The 25,621-nt window shown below is 66.5% G+C and carries 15 protein-coding genes; 10 read left to right on the forward strand and 5 right to left on the reverse strand.

Annotated elements, in window-relative coordinates:
* Positions 1-55 precede the first annotated feature (55 nt).
* The 4 genes from GYH29_RS12835 (at position 56) to GYH29_RS12850 (ending at position 14,669) form a co-directional block, all read left to right on the forward strand.
* Complete coding sequence (locus tag GYH29_RS12835; protein ID WP_161523877.1) at positions 56-6,706, forward strand: non-ribosomal peptide synthetase; 6,651 nt, start codon at positions 56-58, stop codon at positions 6,704-6,706.
* Positions 6,703-8,307 carry an MBL fold metallo-hydrolase gene (locus tag GYH29_RS12840; protein ID WP_107732647.1) on the forward strand — a complete coding sequence of 535 codons (1,605 nt, stop codon included), beginning with the start codon at positions 6,703-6,705 and terminating at the stop codon, positions 8,305-8,307. The genes GYH29_RS12835 and GYH29_RS12840 overlap by 4 nt, the downstream gene beginning before the upstream one ends.
* Positions 8,308-8,635: 328 nt before the next feature.
* Entirely contained in the window at positions 8,636-11,356 is a 2,721-nt protein-coding gene (locus GYH29_RS12845; RefSeq protein ID WP_161523878.1) for a condensation domain-containing protein, read from the forward strand.
* A 214-nt stretch (positions 11,357-11,570) separates the two neighbouring features.
* Complete coding sequence (locus GYH29_RS12850) at positions 11,571-14,669, forward strand: amino acid adenylation domain-containing protein (protein WP_161523879.1); 3,099 nt, start codon at positions 11,571-11,573, stop codon at positions 14,667-14,669.
* Between the two features lie 106 nt (positions 14,670-14,775).
* Here GYH29_RS12850 and GYH29_RS12855 read toward each other — a convergent pair whose 3' ends face one another.
* Positions 14,776-15,465, reverse strand: coding sequence for a type 1 glutamine amidotransferase domain-containing protein (locus tag GYH29_RS12855; protein ID WP_019102495.1), 690 nt, complete (start codon positions 15,463-15,465; stop codon positions 14,776-14,778).
* A 416-nt stretch (positions 15,466-15,881) separates the two neighbouring features.
* Positions 15,882-16,769, reverse strand: coding sequence for a LysR family transcriptional regulator (locus GYH29_RS12860; protein ID WP_019102496.1), 888 nt, complete (start codon positions 16,767-16,769; stop codon positions 15,882-15,884).
* A gap of 69 nt (positions 16,770-16,838) precedes the next feature.
* Here GYH29_RS12860 and GYH29_RS12865 point away from each other — a divergent pair, with 69 nt between their 5' ends.
* From GYH29_RS12865 to GYH29_RS12875, 3 genes are all read left to right on the forward strand, one after another.
* Complete coding sequence (locus tag GYH29_RS12865; RefSeq protein WP_198001578.1) at positions 16,839-17,783, forward strand: MBL fold metallo-hydrolase; 945 nt, start codon at positions 16,839-16,841, stop codon at positions 17,781-17,783.
* 133 nt (positions 17,784-17,916) lie between these two features.
* Positions 17,917-18,132, forward strand: coding sequence for a hypothetical protein (locus GYH29_RS12870; RefSeq protein ID WP_019102498.1), 216 nt, complete (start codon positions 17,917-17,919; stop codon positions 18,130-18,132).
* Entirely contained in the window at positions 18,114-19,484 is a 1,371-nt protein-coding gene (locus GYH29_RS12875; RefSeq protein ID WP_161523880.1) for an amidase, read from the forward strand. The genes GYH29_RS12870 and GYH29_RS12875 overlap by 19 nt, the downstream gene beginning before the upstream one ends.
* Before the next feature lie 176 nt (positions 19,485-19,660).
* On the opposite strand, the gene GYH29_RS12880 is transcribed toward GYH29_RS12875, so the two are convergent.
* Positions 19,661-20,569 carry a LysR family transcriptional regulator gene (locus GYH29_RS12880; RefSeq protein ID WP_081575615.1) on the reverse strand — a complete coding sequence of 303 codons (909 nt, stop codon included), beginning with the start codon at positions 20,567-20,569 and terminating at the stop codon, positions 19,661-19,663.
* A gap of 114 nt (positions 20,570-20,683) precedes the next feature.
* Between GYH29_RS12880 and GYH29_RS12885 the strand changes: the two genes are divergently transcribed.
* The 3 genes from GYH29_RS12885 (at position 20,684) to GYH29_RS12895 (ending at position 23,766) form a co-directional block, all read left to right on the forward strand.
* Positions 20,684-21,625 (forward strand): DMT family transporter, encoded by a 942-nt coding sequence (locus tag GYH29_RS12885; RefSeq protein ID WP_019102501.1) that lies wholly within the window; start codon positions 20,684-20,686, stop codon positions 21,623-21,625.
* Positions 21,626-21,786: 161 nt separating this feature from the next.
* Positions 21,787-22,263, forward strand: coding sequence for a hypothetical protein (locus GYH29_RS12890; protein ID WP_019102502.1), 477 nt, complete (start codon positions 21,787-21,789; stop codon positions 22,261-22,263).
* Between the two features lie 81 nt (positions 22,264-22,344).
* The gene (locus tag GYH29_RS12895; RefSeq protein WP_161523881.1) at positions 22,345-23,766 is read left to right on the forward strand and encodes a Dyp-type peroxidase; all 1,422 of its coding nucleotides are present in this window, start codon (positions 22,345-22,347) and stop codon (positions 23,764-23,766) included.
* A gap of 2 nt (positions 23,767-23,768) precedes the next feature.
* On the opposite strand, the gene GYH29_RS12900 is transcribed toward GYH29_RS12895, so the two are convergent.
* Positions 23,769-24,866 (reverse strand): SGNH/GDSL hydrolase family protein, encoded by a 1,098-nt coding sequence (locus GYH29_RS12900; protein ID WP_232060395.1) that lies wholly within the window; start codon positions 24,864-24,866, stop codon positions 23,769-23,771.
* A 173-nt stretch (positions 24,867-25,039) separates the two neighbouring features.
* Positions 25,040-25,531 carry a surface-adhesin E family protein gene (locus tag GYH29_RS12905; protein WP_019102505.1) on the reverse strand — a complete coding sequence of 164 codons (492 nt, stop codon included), beginning with the start codon at positions 25,529-25,531 and terminating at the stop codon, positions 25,040-25,042.
* Between the last annotated feature and the right edge of the window lie 90 nt (positions 25,532-25,621).

A 25,621-nucleotide genomic window follows, 5' to 3' on the forward strand; every position in this document is an offset into this window, starting at 1 on the left:
TTCCAAATACTTTCCGGGCGGCCGCCAACGGCGACCGCCCATTGCGAGGTTCACGATGTCGAAGATCGCCGAAATCCTGCCGCTGTCGCCATTGCAGCAAGGATTGCTGTTTCACGCGCTGTACGACGAACGCGAGGTGGACGCCTACCATGTCCGCAACCGCTTCGAGCTGCGCGGCGTTCTGGACGCCGACCGGCTCAGGCGCGCGGCCGAGGCGCTGCTGCGTCGCCATCCCAATCTGCGCTCCGCCTTCGTCTACAAGGGGCTGGCGCAGCCGCGCCAGGTGGTGCCCCGCGAGTTTGAACTGGATTGGCGCGAGGAAGACCTGTCCGGCCAGAACGCCGCCGCGCTGGACGCGCTGCTGGAAGCCGACCTGCGCCGCCGCTTCGATCCGGGCAAGCCGCCGCTGCTGCGCTTCATCCTGGTCAAGCTGGACGCCGAGCGCCACCAACTGCTGTGGAGCTTCCACCACCTGCTGTTCGACGGCTGGTCCATGCCCATCCTGATGGACGAGTTGTTCGCGCTCTACCGCCAGGGAGAATCGGCCGCGCTGCCGCCCGCCGCGCCCTACCGCGACTATCTGGCCTGGCTGCAACAACAGGACAAGGCCGCCGCCGCCCGCGCCTGGGCCGCCAGCCTGGAGGCGCTGGACGAGCCGGCCAAACTGGCCGCCGCCGCCGCTGGGGAGCGCCAACTGACGCTGTCCCGGCAAACAGAAACCGCCCCGCTGCAGGCGCGGGCCCGCCAGTTGGGCGTTACCCTCAACACCCTGCTGCAAGCGGCCTGGGCCATCCTGCTCGCCCGCCTCAGCGCCTCAGACGACGTCGTCTTCGGCGTCACCGTCTCCGGACGCCCGCCGGAACTGCCCGGCGTCGAACGCATGGTCGGCCTGCTGATCAACACCGTTCCGCTGCGCCTGCGCCTGCGGCCCGAGGAAACCCTCGCTGCCCTGCTGCAACGCCTGCAGACCCAGCAGGCCGCGCTGATCGAGCATCAGCACCTCAGCCTCGCCGAGATTCAGCAGGCGGCGGGAAGAACGGAGCTGTTCGACACCCTGCTGGTTTTCGAAAGCTATCCGGCGCTGCCCGGCGCGGCCGACGGCAAGGTGGCCGACGGCCTGGCCTTGATTCCGCTCGGCGGCGACGGCGCCGACACCTCGCACTACCCGCTCAGCCTGTGCGCCGTCCCCGGACCCGCACTCGAGCTGCGCTTCGGCTACCGGCCCGACCTCTTCTCCGCCGATGCCGTCGACGGCATCGCCCGGCAACTGCTGGAACTGCTGCGACTGATCGCCGAGCAGCCCGAACTGCCCCTCTCACGCCTCCAGCCGGCCACCCCGGCCCAGCAAGACGCGCTGGCCGCCTGGAACCGCACCGACGCCCCGCTGCCCGCCGCCACCCTGACCCAGTTGCTGGAACGCCAGGCGGAACTCAGCCCCGACGCCGAGGCGCTGCGCTTCGACGACATCGCCCTCAGCTACCGCCAGCTGCATCAGCGCGCCAACCGCCTCGCCCGCCGCCTGCGCGCCGACGGCGTCGGACCCGAGACCCTGGTCGCCGTCGCGCTGCCCCGTTCCGTCGATCTGGTGGTGGCCCTGCTCGCCGTGCTCAAGGCCGGCGGCGCTTATCTGCCGCTCGATCTCGACTATCCGGCCGAGCGTCTCGCCTTCATGCTGGCCGACGCCCAGCCCGCCGTGGTCCTGTCCCGCTCCGAGCTGCTGGCCGGCCTGCCGGTCGAACGCGCGCTGTGCCTGGATCTGATCGACGACGCGCTCGAGACGCTGTCCGACGCGCCGCTGGACCTCCACGACGATGACAGACATCCGGCCTATGTCATCTACACCTCCGGCTCCACCGGCCGCCCCAAGGGCGCCGTCAACAGCCATCGCGCCATCGTCAACCGCCTGCTGTGGATGCAGCACGCCTACCCGCTGGCCGACGACGACGTGGTGCTGCAGAAGACGCCGTCCAGCTTCGATGTCTCGGTCTGGGAATTCTTCTGGCCGCTGCTCGCCGGCGCCTCGCTGCTGCTGGCCCGGCCCGACGGCCATCGCGACCCCGCCTATCTGGCCGAGCTGATCCGCCGCCGCGGCGTCACCACCCTGCATTTCGTGCCGTCCATGCTGGACGCCTTCCTGCTGGAGCCCGCCAGCGCCGGCTGCGCCAGCCTGCGCCGCGTGCTGTGCAGCGGCGAAGCCTTACCCGCGCCGCTGCTGGCCCGCGCCGCCCAAACGCTGCCCTGTCCGCTGCACAATCTCTACGGCCCCACCGAGGCCGCCGTCGACGTCACCGCCTGGACTTGCGACCCGGCGCGCGACAGCCGTTCGGTGCCGATCGGCCGCCCGATCTGGAACACCCAGCTCTTCGTGCTCGATTCCATGCTGCGGCCGCTGCCGCCCGGCATCCCCGGCGAGCTGTACCTCGGCGGCGTCGGCCTGGCGCGCGGCTATCTGCGCCGTCCGGCTCTGACTGCCGAGCGCTTCGTCGCCCATCCCTTCGCCGTCGGCCAGCGGCTGTACCGCACCGGCGACCGCGTCGTCCGCCGCGACGACGGCGCGCTGGAATACCTGGGCCGCCTCGACCACCAGGTCAAGCTGCGCGGCCTGCGCATCGAGCTGGGCGAGATCGAAGCCGCGCTGCTGGACCAGCCCGGCGTCGCCCAGGCCGTGGTGCTGATCCGCGAAGACGCGCCCGGACAGCGCCGGCTGGTCGCTTACGCGGTGCCCACCGCCGGCGCCCAAGCCGACATCTCGCGCTGGCGCGACGCGCTGGCCGCCCGCCTGCCCGACTACATGGTGCCCGCCGCCTGGGTAGCGCTGGACACGCTGCCGCTGACGCCCAACGGCAAGCTGGACCGCCGCGCCTTGCCGGCGCCGGAGCTGACGCTGGCCGAGCACCGCGAGCCGGTCACCGAGAAGGAAAAACTGCTGGCCGAGGCCTTCGCCCAGACCCTGGGCCTAGAACGCGTCGGCCTCGACGACAGCTTTTTCAACCTCGGCGGCGACTCGCTGCTGGCCTTACGGCTGAAGGGCCTGGCGCTCAAGGCCGGTATCTCCTTCGAGCTGGCCAGCCTGTTCGAACACCATAGCGTGGCGCTGCTGGCCGCCCATGCCGAACAGGCGGCGGCGGCCGCCGCCGCGCCGGCCGAACCGTTCTCCCTGCTGGCCCCCGCCGACCGCCGGCGGCTGCCGCCGGACGCGGTGGACGCCTACCCGCTCAGCCAATTGCAACAGGGCATGCTGTTCCACAGCGCCTTCCGCGACGGCTCGACGCTGTACCACAATATCGTCGGGCTGGAGGTGTCCCAGCCTTACGACGCGGCGGCGCTGCGCCGCGCGCTGGACGCACTGTGCCAACGGCACGAGCTGCTGCGCACCCGCTTCGCGCTGGACGGCTATCTGGAGCCCTTGCAACTGGTGTTGGCCGCGGCCGCCATTCCGCTGGGCGAAGGCGACCTCGGCCACTTGCCGCCCGCCGCGCAGCAAGAAAGCCTGGCCGCCTTCATCGCCGCCTGGTCCAAACAAGCCTTCGACCCCGCCGCCGCGCCGCTGCTGCACGCCCACGCCCACCGCTTGGGCGAGCGGCGCTTCCACCTGACGCTGCGCATCCACCACGCCATCCTCGACGGCTGGAGCGACTCGGTCTTCATCGTCGAACTGGCCCAGCTCTACCAGGCCGAGCTGGCCGGCCAGCCGTGCCGGCTGCCGGCGCTGTCCAGCCGCTACCGCGACTACATCGCGCTGGAACGCCAGGCGATGGCCTCGCCGGCCAGCCGGGACTTCTGGCGGGAACAGCTACGCGGCTACGAAGCCGCCCCCGCGCTGCTCGCCCGCGAAGAGAACGCCGCCGCGACGGCAGACGGCCCGCTGCAGATCAACGCCGACATCGCCATAGCCGCCCCGGTGTCGGCGGCGCTGAGCGCGCTGGCGCGCCGCTTGAACGCGCCGCTGAAATCGGTGTTGCTGGCCGCCCACCTGGCCGCGCTGGCCATGCTGACGGGCAAGAGCGGCGCCTGCACCGCGCTGGTCACCAACGGCCGGCCGGAAACCGCCGACGCGGAGCACATGGTGGGCCTGTTCCTGAACTCGGTGCCGCTGCGCATGGAGATCCGGCGCGAATCCTGGACCCGGTTGATAGGCCGCGTGATAGACGCGGAACGGGCGCTGCTGCCGCACCGGCGCTATCCGCTGGCCACCATGCTGCGCGACGCCGGCCTGCGCGACGTCGGCGAGGCCATCTTCAACTACACCCATTTCCAGGCGCTGGAAGCGCTGGCCGACTGGCGTCAGCAAGACAGCGCGATGGACAACAGCTTCGCGCTGCAAGTCAACTTCCGCCCCGACGGCGCGCGCATCGTCGGCAGCCTGAGCGCCCACCGCGACGCCCACGACGCCGACGCGCTGCGGCGCTACGCCGGCTGCTACGCCGCCGTGCTCGCGCAGCTGGCCGCCGAGCCCGACGGCCCGGTGCGCCGCCAAGACCTGCTGGACGAGGACGAGCGCCGTCTGCTGCTGGACGGCCGGGCCAGCGCCCGCGACATCGCGCCGCTGCCGCTGTGCGAGCTGTTCGAGCGCCAGGCCCGCCGCGCGCCGGACGCGCCGGCGCTGGACAGCGGCGGCGAAACCTTGAGCTACGCCGAGCTCAACCGCCGCGCCAACCGGCTGGGCCGGCGGCTGATCGCCGCCGGCGTCGGCCCCGGCCGGCTGGTGGCGGTCGCGCTGCCCAAATCGGCGGCGCTGCTCGTCGCGCAACTGGCGGTGCTGAAAGCCGGCGCCGCCTATCTGCCGCTGGACCTGAACTATCCGGCGGAGCGGCTGGCGCTGATGCTGGACGACGCCCGCCCCGCCCTGGTGCTGAGCGACGCCGGCTCCGCCGCCCGCCTGCCGCAAACCGCCGGGCCGGTGCTGGCGCCGGAGACCGACGACGACCGCCGCTTCCCTGACGGCGACATCGGCCGGCAAGAAAGACTGCGGCCGCTGACGACGGACGATCTGGCCTACGTGATCTACACCTCCGGTTCCACCGGCCGGCCAAAAGGCGTCGCGGTCAGCCACGCCGGGCTGGCCAGCCTGGCGCAGGACCTGAAAGAGCGCTGCGCGCTGGACGCGTCCGCGCGCGTGCTGCAGTTCTCCTCGCCGGGCTTCGACGCCTCGGTGCTGGAAATGCTGATGGCCTTCGCCGGCGGCGGCTGCCTGGTGCCGGCCAACGCCAGGCAGCTGGACGCCGACGGCCTGCTGGGCACGCTGCGCGCCGCGCGCATCAGCCACGCGCTGCTGCCGCCGGCGCTGTTGGCCTTGCTGGAGCCGGCGCCGGACCTGCTGCCCGGCGCTCTGTTGGTCGGCGCCGACGCCTGCCCCGCCGAGGTGGTGGCCAAATGGGCGCGCGGCCGCCGAATGATCAACGCCTACGGCCCTACCGAATCCACTATCTGCGCCACCCTGAGCGACCGCCTGGCCGACGGCGCGCCGCCCATAGGCCGACCGGTGCTCAACAGTCAGGTCTATCTGCTGGACGAAGCTTTGCAGCCAGTGCCCGTCGGCGTCGCCGGCGAGCTGTACGTAGCCGGCGCCGGCCTGGCGCGCGGCTATCTGGGCCGCCCCGCGCTCAGCGCCGAGCGCTTCGTCGCCAACCCCTTCGGCGCGCCCGGCAGCCGGCTCTACCGCAGCGGCGACAAGGCGCGCCGCCTGGCGGACGGCCAGCTGGAATTCCTCGGCCGTCTCGATCAGCAGATCAAGCTGCGCGGCTATCGCATCGAGCCCGGCGAGATCGAGGCCGCGCTGCGCTCGCAAACCGGCGTGGCCCAGGCCGTGATCTTGCCTGTCGACGACGACGGCCGCAAGCGCCTGGTCGCCTACGCCGTGCCGCTCGCGGGCGCCGGCCTGGACGGCGCGCGGCTGCGCGCCGGGCTGGCCGCCAGCCTGCCCGACTACATGCTGCCCGCCGCGGTGATGGTGTTGCCCGCGCTGCCGCTGAACGCCCACGGCAAGCTGGACCGCGGCGCGCTGCCGGCGCCGGTCTTCGCGGCCGCGCCGCAACGCTTGCCGGCCACCCCGCTTGAACAGACGCTGGCGGAGCTGTTCGCGGAAACGCTGCGGCTGCCGGCGGTGGACCTGGACGCCGGCTTCTTCGAGCTGGGCGGCGACTCCTTGCTGGCGATGCGGCTGGCCGCCCGCATCCGCGGCAAGCTGGGCGTCAAGCTGTCGATGGAACAGCTCTTCCTCGCCCCCAGCGTCGCCGAATTGGCGCGGCAGCTGGCGCTTGGCCGGCATGAGCCGCGCCCGCTCCAACTGAGCGTCCAGCAACAGGACGGCGCGCCGGTCTCGCTGCGCTACGAGGGGGAGCTGGACTTGCCGGCCTTGCGCCAGGCCCTGCGCGAACTAGGCCGCCGGCACGCCGCCCTCCACTCTCCAAGCGAAGCTGCCACGACGATCACAACCGCCAACGGCCTGGCCTTGCCCGCCGCGCTGCGCCAGGTCGCCGACAGCGATGCCGGCACGCCGATCGCGCCGCTGCTGCGGGAACTGGCCCAGGCCTACGCCGCCCGCGCCGACAGCGGCAAGCCCGCTTGGACGCCGCTACCGCGGCTATACGCCGACTACGCGGACTACGCCTCGTCGCAAGCAGGATTCAGCGAAGCGACGGCCCCGTCCGACGCGCCGGCTTCGTCCCGTTCCACCCCTTCTTCCCCGACATTGGAGCAAGCATGAGCACACCTCGTCCCGACGACGCCGTCTATCTGAAAAGCGGCGTCAAACTGGAACCCCTGTTCCACCGCTGGTACGCCTGGAGTCACCTGGTATCGCCGGTCCAGCAGGCGATCAATCTGGCCTTCCGCCAGATTCCGCTGCTGCGCTCCTTCATCGCCAACCCCAATGTGCATATCGCCGCCTCCAAGAACCCCCAGATGCTGGGCGGCCCCTTCCTGGAACTGCCGGCCAGCGATCTGCCCGCGGTGCGCCGCCTGCTGCAGGACACGCTGAAGGACGCCGCGCCGCTGCTCCGCTTCGCCGAAGACCTGCAAAAACTCAATCGCCAGCTGCAGCAAACCGCCAGCGGCCACAGCCTGGACGCGGTCTACGCCGAGTTGCCGCCCACGCTGGCCGGCCTGGTCGAAGTCAGCTACGACCTCAACCACCATCCCGGCCTCCGCGTGCTGGACCCATTATTGAGCTATCCGGCCGCCGCGGACGCGGACCGGCAGGCGCTGGCCTTCAGCACCGAACGCGACGAACAGCGCCATTTCTTCCTGAACACGCCCCGGCTGGACGGAGACGCCAGGCTGGTGCTCCCGCTGCCCTTCGCAGACCCCCATCACGAAGCGCTCGCCGCCAGCCGGATACGCGCCGTCCCTTACGCGGAACTGAAGCAGGCGCTGAAGGTGCCGGCGGAACAGGAAGCCCGCTTCCGCGGCTTCTTCGACACTGAAGCGCCGCAGCGCGACCAGCCCGAGTATCACGGCGGCGACGTGCGCATCCGTTATTTCGGCCACGCCTGCGTCTTGCTGCAAACGGCGTCCACCTCGGTGCTGATCGATCCCTTCGTCACCTGGGACCGGGACGGCGAACCGCAGCGGCTGACCTTCGACGACCTGCCCGACCATATCGATTACGTGTTCATCACCCACAACCATCAGGACCACTTCAGCCCGGAACTGCTGCTGCAATTGCGCGGCCGCATCGGCCGCCTGCTGGTTCCGCGCCACAACAGCCGCAGCCTGGCCGATCCGTCGATGAAGCTCACGCTGCGCGCGCTCGGTTTCCGCAACGTGTCCGAACTCGAGCCGATGGAAAGCGTGCGCTTCGACGACGGCGAAATCGTCAGCCTGCCGTTTTACGGCGAGCACGCCGACCTGGACATCGAAAGCAAGCACGGCATGTTCCTGCGGCTGAAAAACCGCCGCTTCCTGTTCCTGGCGGACTCGGACTGCAAGGACCGCGCGCTCTACCGCCGCATTGTGGAGCGTCTGGGCAAGGCGGACACGCTGTTCATCGGCATGGAGTGCGACGGGGCGCCTCTCAGCTGGCTGTACGGCCCCTACACCGGCAGCCCGCTCAGCCGGCGCGACGACGAATCCCGCACCTTGTCCGGTTCCGACTGCGAACACGCCTGGAGCATCGTCGAGGAGTTCGACTGTAAGAAGATCTACGTCTACGCGATGGGGCAAGAACCCTGGATGCGCTTCGTCACCGGCCTGGAGTACTCGGCCGACAGCAAGCAGATCGTCGAGTCGAACAAGTTTCTCGAGCGCTGCCGCGCCGCGGGCCTGAGCGCGGAACGGCTGTATGGCTGCAGCAGCTTCAGCTGCTAAGAACCTGTTTACGACCTGCTGTGCGTCGGCGATACGGCGTTAAAAACCAGCTCAAAATGCTCATGTACCGCTCGTACATTCCGCTTTTTCGCTAGTTTTCGCCTTGTCTCGCCTTAGCTCGCGAGATCGTAAACACGCTCTAAGAGCCTGTTCAATGTCTGCTTCGCAAGGCCGGAATGATCGCCATGCCGCGCGGCGGACCGGATGACGGAAGGCATCCGGCAAGCGGGCGCGCACGGTTTCCGCCGGCGTCGGGGAAGCCGATGTCCCCCGAGCCGCGCGGAGGCTTTCTCCTGTCGATTGATTGCGGATTCAAGGTATTCGCCATATGAAATTTTCACTCGATGCCGGCTACGGCTGGCTTGCGTCCTTTCAGCAGCAAGGGCTGTTCCGCCTTGACCAGCTGACGCCGGGCACGCCCTCATGTTCGTTTCCCATCGTGCTGCAGCTGAGCGGAGCGCTGGACGCCGCGGCATTGGAGACGGCCTTGGCCGTGGTCGTGGCCAAGCATGAGGCCTTGCGCACCACGCTGGCCTTCGACGGCGACGAGCTGCGTTGCTCGACGCGGCATGCCTGGCCCGGCCCCTTGCTCCAGCTGAAGCCCCTGGAACCGGCGAGCGGAGACAGCGCCGGCCTGGCCGCTGCCGTCCGGGAAATCATCGGCCGCCCCTTCGATCTGGCGACGGGGCCTTTATTCCGCTTTGTTCTCCTTCAGCCGGCGGATGAAAACGCGCGCCTGGTCATGGTGTTCCATCAGGCTGTTTTCGACGCCTGGTCGGCCGGCATTCTGGCGACGGACCTGGAAACGGCTTATGCCGCGGCCTTGAACGGCGGCGACGTCGAGCTCGCGCCCAATGCGCTCGATTACGCGGACTTCGCCCATTGGCAGCGTGAACAATGGCGTGCCGGCGCGCCCCGGCTTTCACTATTGAGCGCGGGCGGCCCGTTTCCGGCCAAGGTATTGACGGACGGCGCGGAGTTGACGCTCAAGCTCCCCGCCGTGCAGGAGCAACAGCTGCGCCAGCTTCAACAGGAAACGGGAGACGCCTTGCTGCTTGTTTTCTCATCCTTGCTCGGTCTTTTCCTGGGCGCGGAAAGCGGCCGGGATGAAATCCTCATCGACGCAGCCGTTCCGGGACGACTCCACGCGGAAGCCAATGAAATCATCGGCTTGTTCGAAACTCCGCTCCCGCTGCGCTTGAGGCTGGACGCCAAGCCTAATCTGCGGGAGATGCTGGGCCAGGTCCGTTCGCAGGCCGTGCAAGGATTCGGAAACCGGGACATGGCGCTTGAAACATCCGGCGTCTCAACGCCATGGTTTCAAGTCGCCGCGCGGGTGCGGAAACGCCCGCGCTGGCGTCTCGCCGGCCTGCGGCTGGCAGAGCAGGCGGCGCATACCGAAACCGCGAAGCGCGATTTGAGCTTTGTCCTGGACGAACGCGACGACGGCGTCTGGCTGGCGCTCGAGTACGCCGGCGCCTTGTTCGAAGCCTCAAGCGCCCGGCGGCTGTTGAACGGGCTGGTCCGGTTTGCCGCGCAATGCCTGGCCGATCCTTCCCGCCAGATGGACGCCTTGCCGGCGGCCGATGGGCAAGAACTCGCCAGCAGCGGGCAAGAGCGGGAAGCCGCCGCGCCGGACCCACGCCCGGCCGACGTGGAGCTCGGCCTGCTGTCCAGCAATCAGCAAAGCCTGTATTTCTTCGAGAAACTGGCCCCGGACCGCGCCTTGTACAATGTCCCTCTGCATCTGGAGATGCGCGGCCAGCTGGACCCCGCCCTCCTGGAGGCGGCCCTGGAACAGCTGCTGAAGCGTCATGAAGCTTTATGCACGCGCTTTGTGGAAACGCCGTCCGGCCTGCGTCAGGACATTGGCGCGCCGCCCACTCGCGTGCTCGAAACCGCGGATCTCCGCCAACAGCCGCTGGACAGCCGCGACGCCGGCTTCGCCAGCCTGGAACGGGATTTCAGCTCCACCGCCTTCGACCTTGCCTCCGGCCGGCTCTTCCGCTTTTGCCTAGTACGCCGCGACCGCGAGCACTGGGTGCTGTTGATGGTGTTTCACCACATGGTGTTTGACGGCCATTCCGCGCAGATATGGCTGCGCGAGCTGCGCACTCTTCTGCGAGGCGGCCTCTTGCCCGCCATGGGGCCGGCGACGACGGTGAGGGAGGCCGCCGCCGAGGAGCGAGCCTGGCAGCGCAGCCGCGACTACCAGAAGGAACTGAACCGCTGGCTAGACCGCCTGGCGGGAATCGCGACCCCGCTCAATCTCAGGCCGGACCGCCCGCGCCCCCTGAGACGCGGCTACGCGGGGGCGTTCCTGGAGCGCGCCTTGCCCCAGGCGCTGCTGGGCGAGCACATCCAGCGCGCCGCCCAACTTGGCGCTTCGCCGTTCATGGCCGTCGCCGCCCTGCTCGCCGCCTATCTGTCCGCGCGCGGCAATCAGGCCGACGTCTGCATGGGCTTCCCCCATGGCGGACGCGGCGAAGGCGCGATCGAAGACACCATAGGCAATTTCGTCAATTTACTCGCCATGCCGGTCCGAATCGAAACAGCCGACACCCCGCGCAACATCATCGAAAAAATCCGCCAAACCGCCCAGGCGAGTTACGCCGGCTATCGGGTGCCGTTCTCCTCCCTTGTCGATCAACTTGGCGTGGAGCGCGTTCCCGGCCAACACCCAGTCTTCCAGGTGGTGGTCACCGCCGATCAAGACTTCGCCGGCTGGACGCAGGACGGTCTGTCCGTGGCCTTGCTGCCGGGCACCAACCCTATCGCCAAGTTCGACCTGGCCTTCGGCTTCAACCTCGCGCGCAGTTGCGTCCGCATAGAGTACGCGACAGATATGTTCGACCCGGCGTCGATTGAAGCCATGGGCGCGGAGCTATCGGCCTTGCTGTCCCAGTGCGTGCGGGGCTTCGACGCGCCGCTGCGGCAAGCCGCCGGCGCGACCATCGCCGGGGAAGTGCCGCGCGCCGCGCCCAAGCCGCTGAGAAAACCCAAGCCGGCCGGCGCCGGAAACGCCGGCTTGGCGGCGGACGCGACTTGAGCGCCAAACCAAGGGCCGACCATTGACCAAGAGCCTGTTCACGATCTTGCGGGCGAGGCAAGGCGAAAACCGCAGAGAAAGCGGAATGCGCTCGTAACGCATCAGCGTTTCAAAGCAGCGCTGACCGTGCGTGTCTCACAGCGACAGCGGATCGTAAACAGGCTTCAACCGCCGGAGGGCGCGAGCGCCCCAGCCGGCAGAACATGAAAAACCAATGACTCATCCAGCAGAACTAAGCGCCTGCCAAACGCTTGCCGAGGCCTTCTCCCGCTCGGTTCAGAGCTTTCCCGATCGCATCGCCGTGCAATGCGCGGCGGCTTCGCTCAGCTACCAACAGCTGGATCAACGGGCGGACGCCCTAGCCCGCCGCCTCCGCGCCATGGGCGTGAACGCCGAAACCCTGGTGGGCTTGTCCGTGCGCAGATCGTCCAATCTGATCGTCGCCATGCTGGCCATCCTGAAAGCCGGCGGTGCCTACCTGCCGCTGGACCCGGAGTATCCGGCCGAGCGCTTGGACTATCTCATCGACGACGCCCGGCCCAAGCTCATCGTCGTGGATGCGGAATCGCGGGAACGGCTGGCCGCCGCCGCGTCCGCCAAGGGCATCCCGCAGCTTGATCTGGACGCCTTTCCATCGCGCGACGATCACGCAGAGATGCCCGCAGGCGGCGCGCCGAATCGCGACGGCCTGGCTTACGTCATCTATACCTCGGGTTCGACCGGAGGTCCGAAAGGCAGCCTGATCACTCATCGCAATGTGCTGCGGCTGTTTACCGAGTCCCAGCCCTATTACGACTTTGGGCCGGAGGATGTCTGGCCCTTGCTGCACTCCTACGCCTTCGATTTTTCGGTCTGGGAAATTTTCGGCGCGCTCTTGCATGGCGGAACCTTGCTGGTTCCTGACCTGGCCATCATTCGAGACCCTTCCGCGCTGTTGGCGTATTTGCGGCGGCATGGCGTGACGGTGCTCAATCAGACGCCGTCCTTCTTCTATCAGTTGGCTTTGTATCTGAGTGAACATCCGGAACAGCGCGAGGCCCTGGAGTCGCTGGCCTTCGTGGTGTTTGGCGGCGAGCGCCTGGACCTGACGCAGCTCAAGCCTTGGTTCAAGACCATGGGCGACGACGGCCCGGTGCTGGTCAATATGTACGGCATCACCGAAACCACCGTACACGTCACCCTGCACGTGGTCGACGCCGACGAGACGAAACACCGGAAGTCCGCGGGCATCGGCTCGGCCTTGCCGGACTTGTCGCTGTTCCTTCTCGACGAGGACTTGAAGCCGGTGGCGGCCGGCGATGTCGGCGAGCTGTATGTCGCCGGCCCGGGACTGGCGCGCGGTTATCACGGCCGGCCCGGCCTGACCGCCGAAACCTTCATTCCCTGCCCCTTTCCCGGCCACGAAGGCCAGCGGATGTACAAAACCCAGGATCTGGCGAAGATCGATCCGCACGGCGAGCTGGTTTACGAGTCTCGCAAGGGCGGCTACTTGAAGATCCGCGGTTTCCGGGTTTCGCTGGCGGAGATCGAGTCCGCGCTATGCGAGCTGGACGGTGTCGCCAACGCGGTGGTCCAAGCCTCGGCCGAGGACGGACGCGATCTGGTGTCGGCCTATCTCCGCTTCGCGGCCGCGCCGATGAGCTTGCGAGAACTCCGCCACGCGCTGGCGGAAAAACTGCCCGGTTTCATGATGCCGCACCACTTTCATTGCATCGACAGCCTGCCGCTGACCGCTCACGGCAAGATCGACCGCAGCCGGTTGCCGCACATGGCGCGGGCCCTGAGCGATGAACGCCCGCCGGACGCGCCGGCCTCGCCCGATGAAGCCGATATGATGGCGATCTGGAGCCAGGTGCTCGGCGTGGAGCGTCTTGGCCCGCACGATGACTTCTTCGCTCTGGGCGGGGACTCGATCCGCGCGGTGGAACTGATCATGGCGTTGAATCGCGCCGGCTGGAACGCCACGGTGGAAGACGTGTTTCACTCGCCGAATGTTCGGGACCTGAACGACCGCAGCCTGCGGGGCGAAACCGGTTTGCCGCCGCCCCCGGCGAAACTGGCAAACGCCGTGTCCGATATGCAGCGCCTCATGCTGGAGCAGTACCAGGCGGCTCCGGCGGGCCTGGGCGTCTATCACGTGCAACAGTGGTTCGACTGCGAAGACGCGGCGCTCGACATCGAGCGGTTGACGCAGGCTTTCCGCTTGGAGTTTTCCCGGCACCCCGTCTTCCGCACCCTCTTCGTCCGCGACGGCGATGCGATTTTCCGCGTCGACGCTGGGACGGAGCGAGCGCGTTTGGACGCCGTCGACCTCCGGCGCGACGCCCCATCGCGGCAGCGAACACGAATTGCCGAGTACGCGCGCGCCGACCTGCATGCGCCGTTCAAGCCGTTCGAGGCGGCAAGCGAAATGGCGCGGCTGCGCTTCTTCCAAACCACGGACAGCCGCTGCGTCGTTTTCCTGAGCATCCACCACGCGATAGACGACGGCTGGGGCCAGCAACGCTTCTTCGACGCGGTATTCCAGCGCTATCGGCGCCATGCCGCCGCCGCGTCGGCGGCGCGCGCGGATGTGTTTTCCGAATACGTCGCCCTCCAGCAGCAAATGGCCCGGGACCCGGCGGCGATTGAATACTGGCGACAGACGCCGTTTGCCGAAAAACAGACGGTTGAGCGATGGAGAGCGCCCCCGACCAGGATGATAGAACACAAAAAACGCATCGCGCCCCGGCTGGTGGTCCACGCCGGCCCTTGCGCGCGCGCGCGGCGAATCCAGACACGATCCTTGTATTTGGCCGCCGCAGGGCAGGCGATTGCGCGCGCGACCCGTGACCCTCGGGTCTTGATCGGGATGGTGGTCAACGGCCGGGTGCCGGAACTGAGCGATCCTCTGGAGGCGGTGGGCCTGTTCTGGAATTTGCAGCCGCTGTCGTTCCAGGCCTTGGAGTGTCCGCTGGAGACGGCTGACGCGATCCACCAGCGCCTGCTGCTGCAGGAGAAATACGCGCTCTACCCGCTCAGTGCGATTTTCGAGGCGCGCAGCCCCGGCCGGGAGTTCCTTTACACCTTCAACTTCACGAATTTCCGGGCGCTGGATTCGAAAACAGCGGATTTGCGGGACTGGGACGGCGTGGATCGCTTCCATTACCCCATCAATATCGCCGTCCATCTGGACGAGGGCTCGGACATCGCCGAATTTCGGCTCAGCGGCGATCCCGCCTATTGCGGCGAGGCCGCGGCGGAAGCGCTGTTCCAGGCTTTCGAAGAAACGCTGGGCATCGCCGTCGGGGCGCTGGCCGATATAGGCGCATGACGCGGCCTAAGGGCATGCCGAACGCCTCCGTTCCTTATGGCAAGACGACAAACCGTCCACGCCGCGCCATCGAAAGCGTGGCCGCGCGAGACCGTCTCTCCCGGCCTCAGCGCGACAGCAAGGCGGCCACGCGCCTGGCGACGGCCTTGGCCGACTGCGGGTTTTGTCCTGTCACCAGGCGGCCGTCCGCCACCACTTTGGAGATGAAGGGCAACCAGGCTTTCTCATACAGCGCGCCGCGCCGCCGCATCTCCTCCTCGGCGTTGTAAGGCACTTTGCCGGCTACGCCGGCCAGCGCCTCTTCCCGCCATGAAAAGCCGGTGAGCCGGCGCCCCGCCACCAGCAACGCGCCGTCGGACAACCGGGTGTTCAGCAGCCCGCAATAACCGTGGCATACAGAGGAAACCACCCCGCCGTGCTCGTAGATCTCTCGGGTGAGCCGCTGCAACCCGGCGTGATCCGGGAAATCCCACATCACCGCGTGGCCGCCGGTGAAATAGATCGCGTCGAAGGTCGCCGGGTCGACATCCTCCGGCCTGGCGGTCTCCGCCAACAAGGCCCGCTTGTCGGCGCTGGCCAGCCAGGCCCGTGCGGAGGCGTCGATGTTTGGCCATTTCAGCGAGCGCGGCTCCAACGGGGAGACGCCGCCCAGCGGGCTGACCAACTGCTGGTCCCAGCCTTGCGCGGCGAACAGCTCGTAAGCGTGGGTCAGCTCCGACAACCACAGGCCGGTGGCTTCCGACGGGTCGACGTAGTGAGCGACATTGCTCACCACATGCAGAATGCGCTTGCTCATGACGGCTTATCCTTGTCGAAGTGTCGCAGGGGTTTGGGAGCGGTTCACGCCGCGCGGCGGGATTGGACCGGCGCTTGACCTGTCGCAGCATAAGTTACAAGTCAAGTGGATGGTCAAGACATTTTCGCCTGTCCCATCCGGCGCTTAGAACCTGTTCATAGTCTGCTGCGCTTCGTGAAGCGTTGTACGGTGAGTACAAACTCAAAATGCTCATGTGCCACTTGTACATTCCGCTTTTTCGCTTGCTTTCGCCTTGTCTCGCTCTTGCTCGCGAGACTTTGAACAGACTCTTAAAACCTCAAAGTCTGCAGCGCGTCGATAGGATGCTCGGACAAGAGCGTTGAAACCGTCTTAAAACGCTCATGCCCCCTCTAGCGGCCTCGCCGCGCTCACAACGAGACGCTGAGCCGGCCGCCTCAAACGCCCTGAAGCGTGGTCAGAAAGCGCGCCAGCGCCGGATTGCCCGCGTCCAGGCGGCTGACGAAGGTCAGCGGCATCGGCAAGGACAGGTCCCGCAGCCGGAAGAAACGCGCCTGAGCCGGCGGCCGGCCCAGGTTGGCGGAGTTGACGATGGCGGCGCCGATGCCGGCGCAGACCAGGGACAGGATCGCCGTCTCGGTGCCCGCTTCCTGCGCCACCTTGAGATGCACGCCTTGTTGCTGACACGCGCCGATCAAGCGATCGTAATAGCCGGGATACGCTTCTCGCGGCAACATGACGAAGGGCCGGTCAGCCAGGCTGCTCAGCGCGACGGGGAGGTTTTCGTCGTGGCCGGTGTCCCAGCAACGCGGCAGCGCCAACACCACGTCGTGTTCCAGCAAGGGGATGCCGGCGACGCCTTCCGGCAAGGGCTCGTATTGGTAGATGAAGCCGCCGTCCAGCGCGCCCTCCGCCAATGCGCCCAGTTGCCGCGGCGTGTTCAACACACTCAGTTCCAGCGCCACCTCCGGCGCCTCCGCCTGGAAGCGGCTGAACGCCTGGGGCACCAATCCGTCCCAGCCGGCGTTCTCCACGCAGCCCAGCCGCAGCCGGCCCAACAGCCCGGCGGCCACGCGCCGCGCGCCCTCGGCCGCGTCGTCCAGAACGGCCATCGCTTTGCGCACGTCGCGCAGATAACTTGCGCCGGCGGCGGTCAGCTTGAGGCCGCGCGGCGCACGTTCAAACAAGGGCAAGCCCAATTCTTGTTCCAGGTCCTGGATTTGCCGCGACACCGCCGGCTGAGTGATGTGCAGGCGCTCTGAGGCCAGGCGCACGCTTTGGTGCTCGGCCACGGCGATGAAGTAACGGAGATGGCGCAATTCCATGCAGAGTCTTTCGGCTTGGCTATGCTTTAAAGTTATCATGAATTAATAATTCGGCATTGGAAAGCATTGATGATTTCCGCGATAGTGGCGGTCAAGCAGCCGACGACGCCGGCGTCCCCCCTACCCGCAGAGACCGATATGAGCACCATCAGCCCCACTTACCAGCTTGGCGACGCAAAAATCACCCGCGTGACGGACACGCTGCTGCACGGCCTGGCCCCCTCCTTCCTCTACCGCGACTGGAGCGACACGCTGCTGGAGCGGCGGCCCGGCCTGCGCGGCTTGCTGGATGCGGAAGGCGCGAGCCTCACCCTCAGCGTGCACAGCTGGGCGGTGGAATGGGCCGGCCAGGTGTTCTTGATCGACACCGGCATCGGCAATGACAAGGAGCGCGCGTTCAACCCGCTGTTCCACCGGCTGCAAACGCCCTTTCTGGAACGCCTGGCCCAACTGGGCATCCAGCCCGCGGATGTCGACCACGTGCTGCTGACCCATTTGCACGCGGACCACGTGGGCTGGAACACGCGGCTGATCAAGGACCAGTGGACGCCCACCTTCCCCAAGGCCCTCTATGCTTTGCCGCAGGGCGATCTGGACTTCTTCGCCACGCCGGAGGCGGACAGCCGGCGCATGGTGTTCGACGACAGCGTGGCGCCGGTAATCGCCTCCGGTCAGGCCCGCGTCATCGGCCGGGACGGCGGCGACTACCAGGACGGTTTCCGCTTCCACCCCACGCCCGGCCATTGCGCCGGCCACATGTCCATTTCACTGAGTTCCCGCGGCGAGACGGCGCTGTTCTGCGGCGATGTGATGCACACGCCGATGCAGGTCTACCGTCCGGAGTGGAATTCCGTCTTCTGCCGGGAGCAGGACGAGGCGCGTAAATCGAGGCGCTGGCTGCTGGACTTCGCCGCCGAGCGCAGCGCCCTCGTGTTCAGCGCGCATTTCTCGGGCTCCTCGGCCGGCCGGGTCACGCGCCGGGACGGCGGCGATTTTGACTGGCAATTCCTTTGAGAACGTGTTTACGATCTCGCGAGCTAAGTGGAGCGCCCTAGCCCGCGCAACTTTGATCCGTTGCCGACAAGCTGCTCTAATGCCTACTGTGCAGTGCGAGACCTTGCACGACCCCCAACCCCAGGAGCTTCCCATGCCCCTTCCCATCCTGGCGCCGCAGGCCGTGGCCGCCCAGGCCCAGGCCGCCGGCCTCAGCCTTGATCCCGAGCGCCTGGAGGCCGTTGCCGCCGCCCTGGCCTTCATCCGCGCGGAAATCGCTAAGCTGGACCAGCCCTGCCTTGCCGATGCGCGCTTTGCCCAACCCTTCGATCCAGACTGGAGGTCAGCGCCGTGCAAGCTTATCAATTGAACATCATGGACGCCGCCCGGCTGATTGAGAGCGGCCAGCTGTCTCCGGTGGAACTGACCCGCTCGGTGCTGGAACGGGCGCAACAGCGGGAAGACCAGTTGTCCACCTACGTCGCGCTCGCCGCGGACCAGGCCATGGCCGACGCGCGGCAGGCCGAACTGGACATCCGCCGCGGCGATTACCGCGGCGTTTTGCACGGCATCCCCTATACGCTGAAAGACTTGATAGACGCGGCCGGCCTGCCCACCACCGCCAGTTCGCGCGTGCGCCGGCATCACCTCGCCGCAGCCGACAGCGAAGTGGCTGCCCGGCTCAGGCAAGCCGGCATGATTTTGACCGGCAAGACGCACACTCATGAGTTCGCGTTTGGCCTGACCACGCCGCAAAGCAACAACCCCTGGGCGCCGGAGCGCTCCCCGGGCGGCTCCAGCGGCGGTTCTGCCTCCGCGGTCGCCTACGGCGGCGCGCTGGCGGCGCTGGGCACCGACACCGGCGGCTCAATCCGGGTGCCGGCGGCGCTGTGCGGACTGGTGGGCCTTAAACCCACTTACGATCTGGTGCCCCGCCAAGGCGTGGTGCCGCTGTCCGGATCGCTGGACCATGTCGGCCCCATCGCCCGCACCGTGGCCGACGCCGCGGCGCTTTTGGACGCCATCGCAACCCGGCAGCCCGCGTCGGCCGACAGCTACCGCCAGGGTCTGGACCAAGGGGTGGAGGGCCTGCGCGTCGGCGTGCCCGGCAATTATTTCAACGATCGCATCGCGCCGGAAATCCAAACCTCGCTGCGGGAGCAGCAAGCCGAGTTGCTTGCGGCCGGCGCGGTGCTGGTGGATGTCGACATCCCGCTGGCCGACCTCATCATGCCCACCCAATGGGGCCTGGTGGCGCCGGAAGCCGCCGCCAATCACAGGGACGAGCTACGACGCGTTCCGCAGTTGTACGACGAGGAAGTTAGGACGCTGCTGGAAGCCTGCTCGCTGGTGCCGGACAGCGATTACGTCCAGGCCCGGCGCGCCCGGATCGCGCTGCAGACCGCTTGGCGGCGAATGTTCGCCGACATCGACCTGCTGCTGGCTCCCACGGTGCCGCACACCGCGCCGCTGCACGGACAAGACAGCTTCGTCTGGCCGGACGGCGTCGAGGAGAGCGTGGTTTCCGCCTATATTCGGCTGAGCACGCCCGCCAATGTGCTGGGCCTGCCGGCGCTGACGGTGCCGGTGGGCCTGGACCAGGCCGGACTACCGTTTGGCGCGCAACTGATAGGCCGGCCTTTTGACGAACGCGCAGTGCTGCGCGCCGGCCAGGTGTTAGAGGACCGCTGCCACACCCGGTTTGACCTGCCGCGGGCCTAACAACCTGTTTACGATCTGCCGCGTGTCGTGAAACGTGGCTCGGCGAGTGCAACTTCGAAATGCTCATGTACCGTATGCACGCTCAGCTTTCTCAGCTGTTTTCGCCTTGTCTCGCCTTCGCTCGAGAGATCGTAAACACGCTCTAAAAGCCTATTCTCGCTCTGCCTCGCACCGGCTCACAAACCGCCCAGCGAGCCGTCGCTCAGGCTCTTGGCCATGGTTTTAGACGTGTGCAGAAAAGCCGCCACCGCCGGGCTGACGTGCTTCCGGCTGGGCACCGCCAGACCCACCGCGCGCCTCACCTTCGGCGCCAGCGGCTTTTTCACCACCCCGGGACACAAGGCCAGCAAGGGCGCCGGCACCGCGAGATCGGCGACGATGGACACCCCGGCCCCGTTTTCCACCATTTTGACGATGGTGATGATCTGGGCGTAGCGGTGCTTGACCATGGGCCGCAGGCCGGCGTTTTCAAACAGTCTCTCAATCAACGTGGTGTTGCCCGCCAGGGTCATGATGAAAGGCATGTCGCACAAATCCGCCAGTTCCACAGCCGGCTGGCCGGCCAGCGGATGGCCGGACGGAATCAGGGCCACAAATTGGTCCTCCACCAGCGGCAAGGTGTCGAAACGCTCGTCCGGCAGCACCACAAAGCCCACATCCACCCGGCGCTCGCTAACCCACTGCGCCACTTCGTCGTCCTCGCCCTCTTCCACGAACACGTCGATTTCCGGATAAGCAGCGCGGAACTGTTCGAGAATGCGCGGCAACAACAGCAGCGACGATGTCGTGCCGAAGGAACCGATGCGCAGCACGCCGCGGTTCAAGCCCCGCGCCGCCGACGCTTCCTGACGGATCGCCTCGGCCACGCCCAGCAGCTCGCGCACGCGCAACAACAGGCTGTTTCCGGCCTCGGTGGCTTCTATGCCGGCCTGGCCGCGCGTCAGCAGCGTCAGCCCCCACTCCTTCTCCAACTGCTTGATCGCGTGCGATACCGCCGATTGGCTAATGCCCAATTTGTCCGCCGCCGCTGTGAAGCCGCCCAGCTCCGCCACCAGCGCAAAAATTTCCAACTGCGTAAAGGTCATGACCGTCTCGCCCACTCATGAGCAAAAGCTCATTTTTCCATGAATTGAAACAATCAATAGTATATACGCACCCACATAGCATCAGGAGGCCGGACCTCTTGCCCGGCGCCCACCATGACTCACCCAAGCTCCATCGCCATCGCCGCGCAGCCGGCGCGCGCGCACGCCGCTCTCAGGCCGGCCCTGACTTTCAAACTGGCGCTGACCGCGCTGTTCTGGGGAGGCACCTTCATCGCCGGCAGAGTGTTGGCGCAGTCCATGCCCTTGATGACCGCCGCCTTCGGCCGCTTTCTGGTGGCCGCTCTGCTGCTGGTGCTGGTGGCCTGTCGGTTGGAAGGCGGGCTGCCGCGGCTGAACCGCTCTCAGATCGCCGTCACCGCGTTTTTGGGCTTCACCGGCATCTTTCTCTACAACGTCTGTTTTTTCGGGGCGCTGGCGCGCATACCCGCCGGCCGCACCGCCTTGTTCGTCAGCCTCAACCCCATCATGACCGCGCTGGCCGCCAGCCTGATTTTCCGGGAACGTCTGGGCCTGCGCCGCTGGACCGGCATCGGCGTGGCCTTGCTCGGCGCCATGGTGGTCATCACCCGCGGCGATCTTGCCGGCACAGTCCACGATTTCAGCCAATCCTTCGGCGCCGGCGAAGCCCTGATGAGCCTGGCGGTGCTGAGCTGGGCGGCCTACACGCTGGGTTCGCGCAAAGCGATGGAAACCCTGAGCCCCATAGCGGCCACCACCTACGCCACCCTGTGGGGGCTGGCCTTCCTGTCCCTGGGCGCGGCCGGCGAAATCGGCTCCGTTCCGTGGGCCTCCTTTGGATGGCGGATCTGGCTGTCCATGCTTTACTTGGGGGCCATAGGCACCGTGGTGGGTTTCATCTGGTATTACCAGGGCATCCGGGAAATCGGCCCGTCGCGCGCAGCCGTGTTCACCAATCTGGTGCCCGCCTTCGGCGTGATCTTGTCCGCGGGGCTGCTGGGGGAACCCATCTTGGCGTCCATGTTGGCGGGCGGCGCGCTGGCGGCGGCGGGCGTATCCTTGACCAATCGAAAATGAGCGCCCGGCCGCCTCCGTTCATGCCGGGCGCGGCCATCGGGCAAATCCTTAGTACGAATACCTAAACCAAGGCATTTGATTTGCAAAACGAATAAAATCGCATTGACAGTCAAAGTCGCGCTGCTAGGCTTCAATTCCCAAACCCCTTAGGGAGAAGCCCCATGGCCAGCCCGCTCACCCTGCTGATGCCGGTCGTCCCCGGCACCAGCTTGCAAGCCATCGCCGCCACCTTGGCGGAATACCAGCCGAAGTTGCATGAGGCGCTGACCTCCATCGGCACAGTCCATTACGCGCGCACTCTGCTGCTGGACCGCTCCGCCGCCAATTTGCAGCCCACCGGCCAAGCCGGCGACAACTACGTCATCGCGGTGATCACCGAGTACGACGGCAGCTTCAACGCCTACATCAACGACTTCGTCGCCCAGGTGGGCAACGTCTTCGACGCCTTGCTGCAATTCGTGGTGGGCGGCAAAGCGCTGATTCCGGTGGCCAATAATGTGGCGGCCTTCCAGGCCTTCGTCACCAAGAACGACGCCTCCCAGCAACCACCCAACAACGGCGACGGCACTCAGAACGACAACGGTTTGTACCAGGCCTACCCATACACTGTGCAGACCATACTCGCCGCGCTCGGATAACCCACCTTCGCCAGGCGCAGGCGGCCCCCGCTTGCGCCGCGCGCGGCCCGGTCCACGCCCGCCCTTGCTGAAAGGCCCGCCATGAACAGCCCCGTTCTCCAATACGACGATATACAAGGCACGATTTTGCGCGGCTACCGCGTGGACCTGGCACGGCACTTCGTCCTGAGCATTCGCGATCCGGCCGCCGCCGGCCGCTTCATCCGCAAACTCGTGACCGGGCAGGACGGCCTGCCGCGCGTCACCACCGCGGAACGCTGGCTGAAAAAACCCGGCTGCTTTCTGAACATCGGCTTCACCTGTCCCGGGCTGGCCGCGCTGGGCGTCAACGCGGAACAGTTGGCCAGCTTCGATCCGGCCTTCCAGTTGGGCGCCACCAGCGCGGCCTCCGCCAGCGCCGTCGGCGACGTGGGCGACAGCGCGCCGGCACAGTGGATAGGAGGCCTGGCCGATGGCGGCCGGGTGCATGTTTTGCTAAGCCTGTGGGTGGCCAAGGACCCGGCGCTGCTGGAAAGCCTCAGCGCGCGCCTGCGCCAGAGCTTCGCCGACGGTTTCAGCGAGCTGTCCGCCCACGACGCGCAAGCGCTGCCGGACAACCAGGTGCACTTCGGCTATCGCGACAGCATTGCCCAGCCCACCATTGCCGGCGCGCCGGCACGCAAACGCCAAGCGCCGGATGATCAGGAGGTCGTCGCCACCGGGGAGTTTCTGCTGGGCTACCTCAACCAAAGCGGCGGCGTGTACTCGGTCAAGCCCGAACAGCTCAGCCGCAACGGCAGCTACGCCGCCTTCCGCATCCTGGAACAGGACGTGGCCGGCTTCGACGCGTTTCTGAACGAGTACGCGGCCAAGACGGGCATAGACCCCGAGCTGCTGGCGGCCAAGGTCTGCGGACGCTGGCGCAACGGCAACCCGCTGACGCTGCGGCCGGATGAGGCCGGCGCCACCTTGCCCGCCGACCAATTAAACGACTTCAACTACGTCAACAGCCAACCGTCCCAGGACGACACCCTGGGCCTGAAATGCCCGATAGGCTCGCATATCCGCCGCAACAACCCTCGCAACGGCGCGGTGGTGGGCACAGACAGCTCGCATCACCGCATCGTGCGCAGGGCCATGCCTTACGGCCCGGCTTACGACCCGCTCCGCCCCACCCAGGCGGCGCGCGGGCTGATCGGCTACTTCATCAACGCCAGCCTGAGGAATCAGTTCGAATTTCTCAGCAGCCAGTGGAATCTGCTCAGCGACTTCGTCAAATCCGCAACCGAACCGGGCAACCCTGACGCCGGCAACGCGGTGTTCAATATCAGCGGGGAAGATGTGTTCCTAGGCGTCAACAGCGCCGCGGACAGCAGCTTCACACTGGCCGCGCCCGGCCGCATGGGCAAGAACAACACCGTGCTGAAGGGCTTCTCGCGGATGATCACCACCCGCGGCGGCGCGTATTGCTTCTTCCCCGGCATCGGCGGCCTGAGCTACTTGGCGGACCTGGCCGCGCCTTGAGCTTAGGCCGGCCTGCCGTATTGCTCGCGGATAAAGTCCGTCATATGCGCGGCCAGGATCTGGTGCACCTCCTGGCTGGGGTGCACCTCGTCGTGGAACAGGTGGCGGTGCGAGCTGTCCAGCGGCCGTGTGTCCCCGGCGAAACCGAACACGCGCGGCAGGTCGATATAGCCCTCGTGCTTATTGTGCATTGTGTCGTAATCCACTTTTTCCGCCAGCGACATCAGATAGTCCAGCTTGGCGCCGATATCGAAGAAACGAATGGTCAGCCCGACGTCCTGGTAGCGGGCTTGCAAGGCCTCCACCGCCTGGCTCAGTTGCCGGTTATGTCGCTGCGACAAGTCTTTCAGCTTGGCGGCCTCCTCCGGCGGCTGCTTTCGCGCGTTCACGGTTTTCGACAAATCCGGCGCGCCGGCCACCAGAATGTTCTTCACTCCCTTGGCCACCAGCTTGTCTATCTGCCGTTCGTAGGTCCGGATTACCTTGTCCACGTCGGTCTTGCCAAAAGTCATGTAGTCGTTGGAGCCCAGGGCCAACACCGCCATATCCCCGGCTTGGAAATCATGTTTATTGATCTGGCGCTCCATATGGGAAATGAACATGAAAGCGGGGTTCCACTTGGAGTACTTGCCGGCCACCGCGCCACCCTCTGCGTAATTGACCACCTGCTTGCCCAAAAAAGCCTTGGACGCCAAGAAATCCGGCCAGGCGAAGCCATTGGTGAAACGCCCTTCATAGTACTGACGCGAAGACGGCATCACTCCCAGGCTCTTGCTCAGCATGCGGCCCTCCGAATCCGACAGGCTGTCGCCTATCACCACCAGGCGCTGGATATGGTTCAGACTCTTGCCTTCCCCCGCCGCCGAGACCGGCGCCTTGCCCTGCACCGCCTGGTTCTTCAACGCCAGCGCGAACAGCGCCTTCTTGTCGAAGTCAAGCGAGCTCACGGAATCCGACTGCGACAGCGTGGCGGGATCATGCCGCAATTGACGCAACCTCATGATCAGCCTGGACGCCTCCGCCAGGCGGGCCTCCTCGCGCTGGACGCAGTGCCTGGGCACTAGCAGTTTTCCGGGTACGAGTTTGCAAGTCATCGGCATGGCGTAAGCTCCTGTGCGTGATCCGTGGCGCGATCGATTGGTTTTCAATGAGCCGCAGCATGCCTAAACGCAAGAACGCAAGCTTGCTTAAAACGATCACGCCGCCGGCCGCGCGCGCAAAAAAGCCCTGGCGTCGCAGGGCTATTTCTGGACTCGAACCGTTCCCGGCCCGGTCAGCGGCTCCTATCCCGTTGAAACGCCAGATGTTCGCTGGCGTAACGTCGCTGCTCCCTCAAGAACCCCTGGATGCCCTGCCGCATCGCCACCGCCATGTCCGGCCGCTTTTCCGGCTTGCAGATATAGGTCCATAGGAAATCCTCCTGCGTGTCCGGCTGAATGTCCTCCATCTTGGCATGCTCAAACTCGGTTTCGCGTGGTTCGCCCTTTACATCGAAAACCACCGTCATCGGCATCATGATCAGTCGCTGCCTGCAATGGATCTCGTACAAAGACTGGCTGTAGGCATAACCCGCCATCGGTTTGCCCGCCTCGAATCTGGGCGCGCACAGCGTCCAGAATTTGGTAGTGCCGTGAGGCGATTGCGCGATGCTGTCGGTATCGATCAACAGCCCGCCCTCGCTGGGGTTGAAATAAGTGAAATCCCAGCTGGAGGCGCTGGCCATGGAGGAGCACAAGACAAAAACGCAGACGATGACTTTCAACATTCTGATTCCCAATATTTTTCCAATCAATACGCGCAATGCAGCTGCGGCGGGCATGATAACAGCCCTGGTTTTTCCTTGTGAATGGCGGGG

Origin of the sequence: Chromobacterium haemolyticum (genome assembly GCF_009936155.1) — a bacterium.
GTDB classification, from domain to species: Bacteria; Pseudomonadota; Gammaproteobacteria; order Burkholderiales; family Chromobacteriaceae; genus Chromobacterium; species Chromobacterium haemolyticum.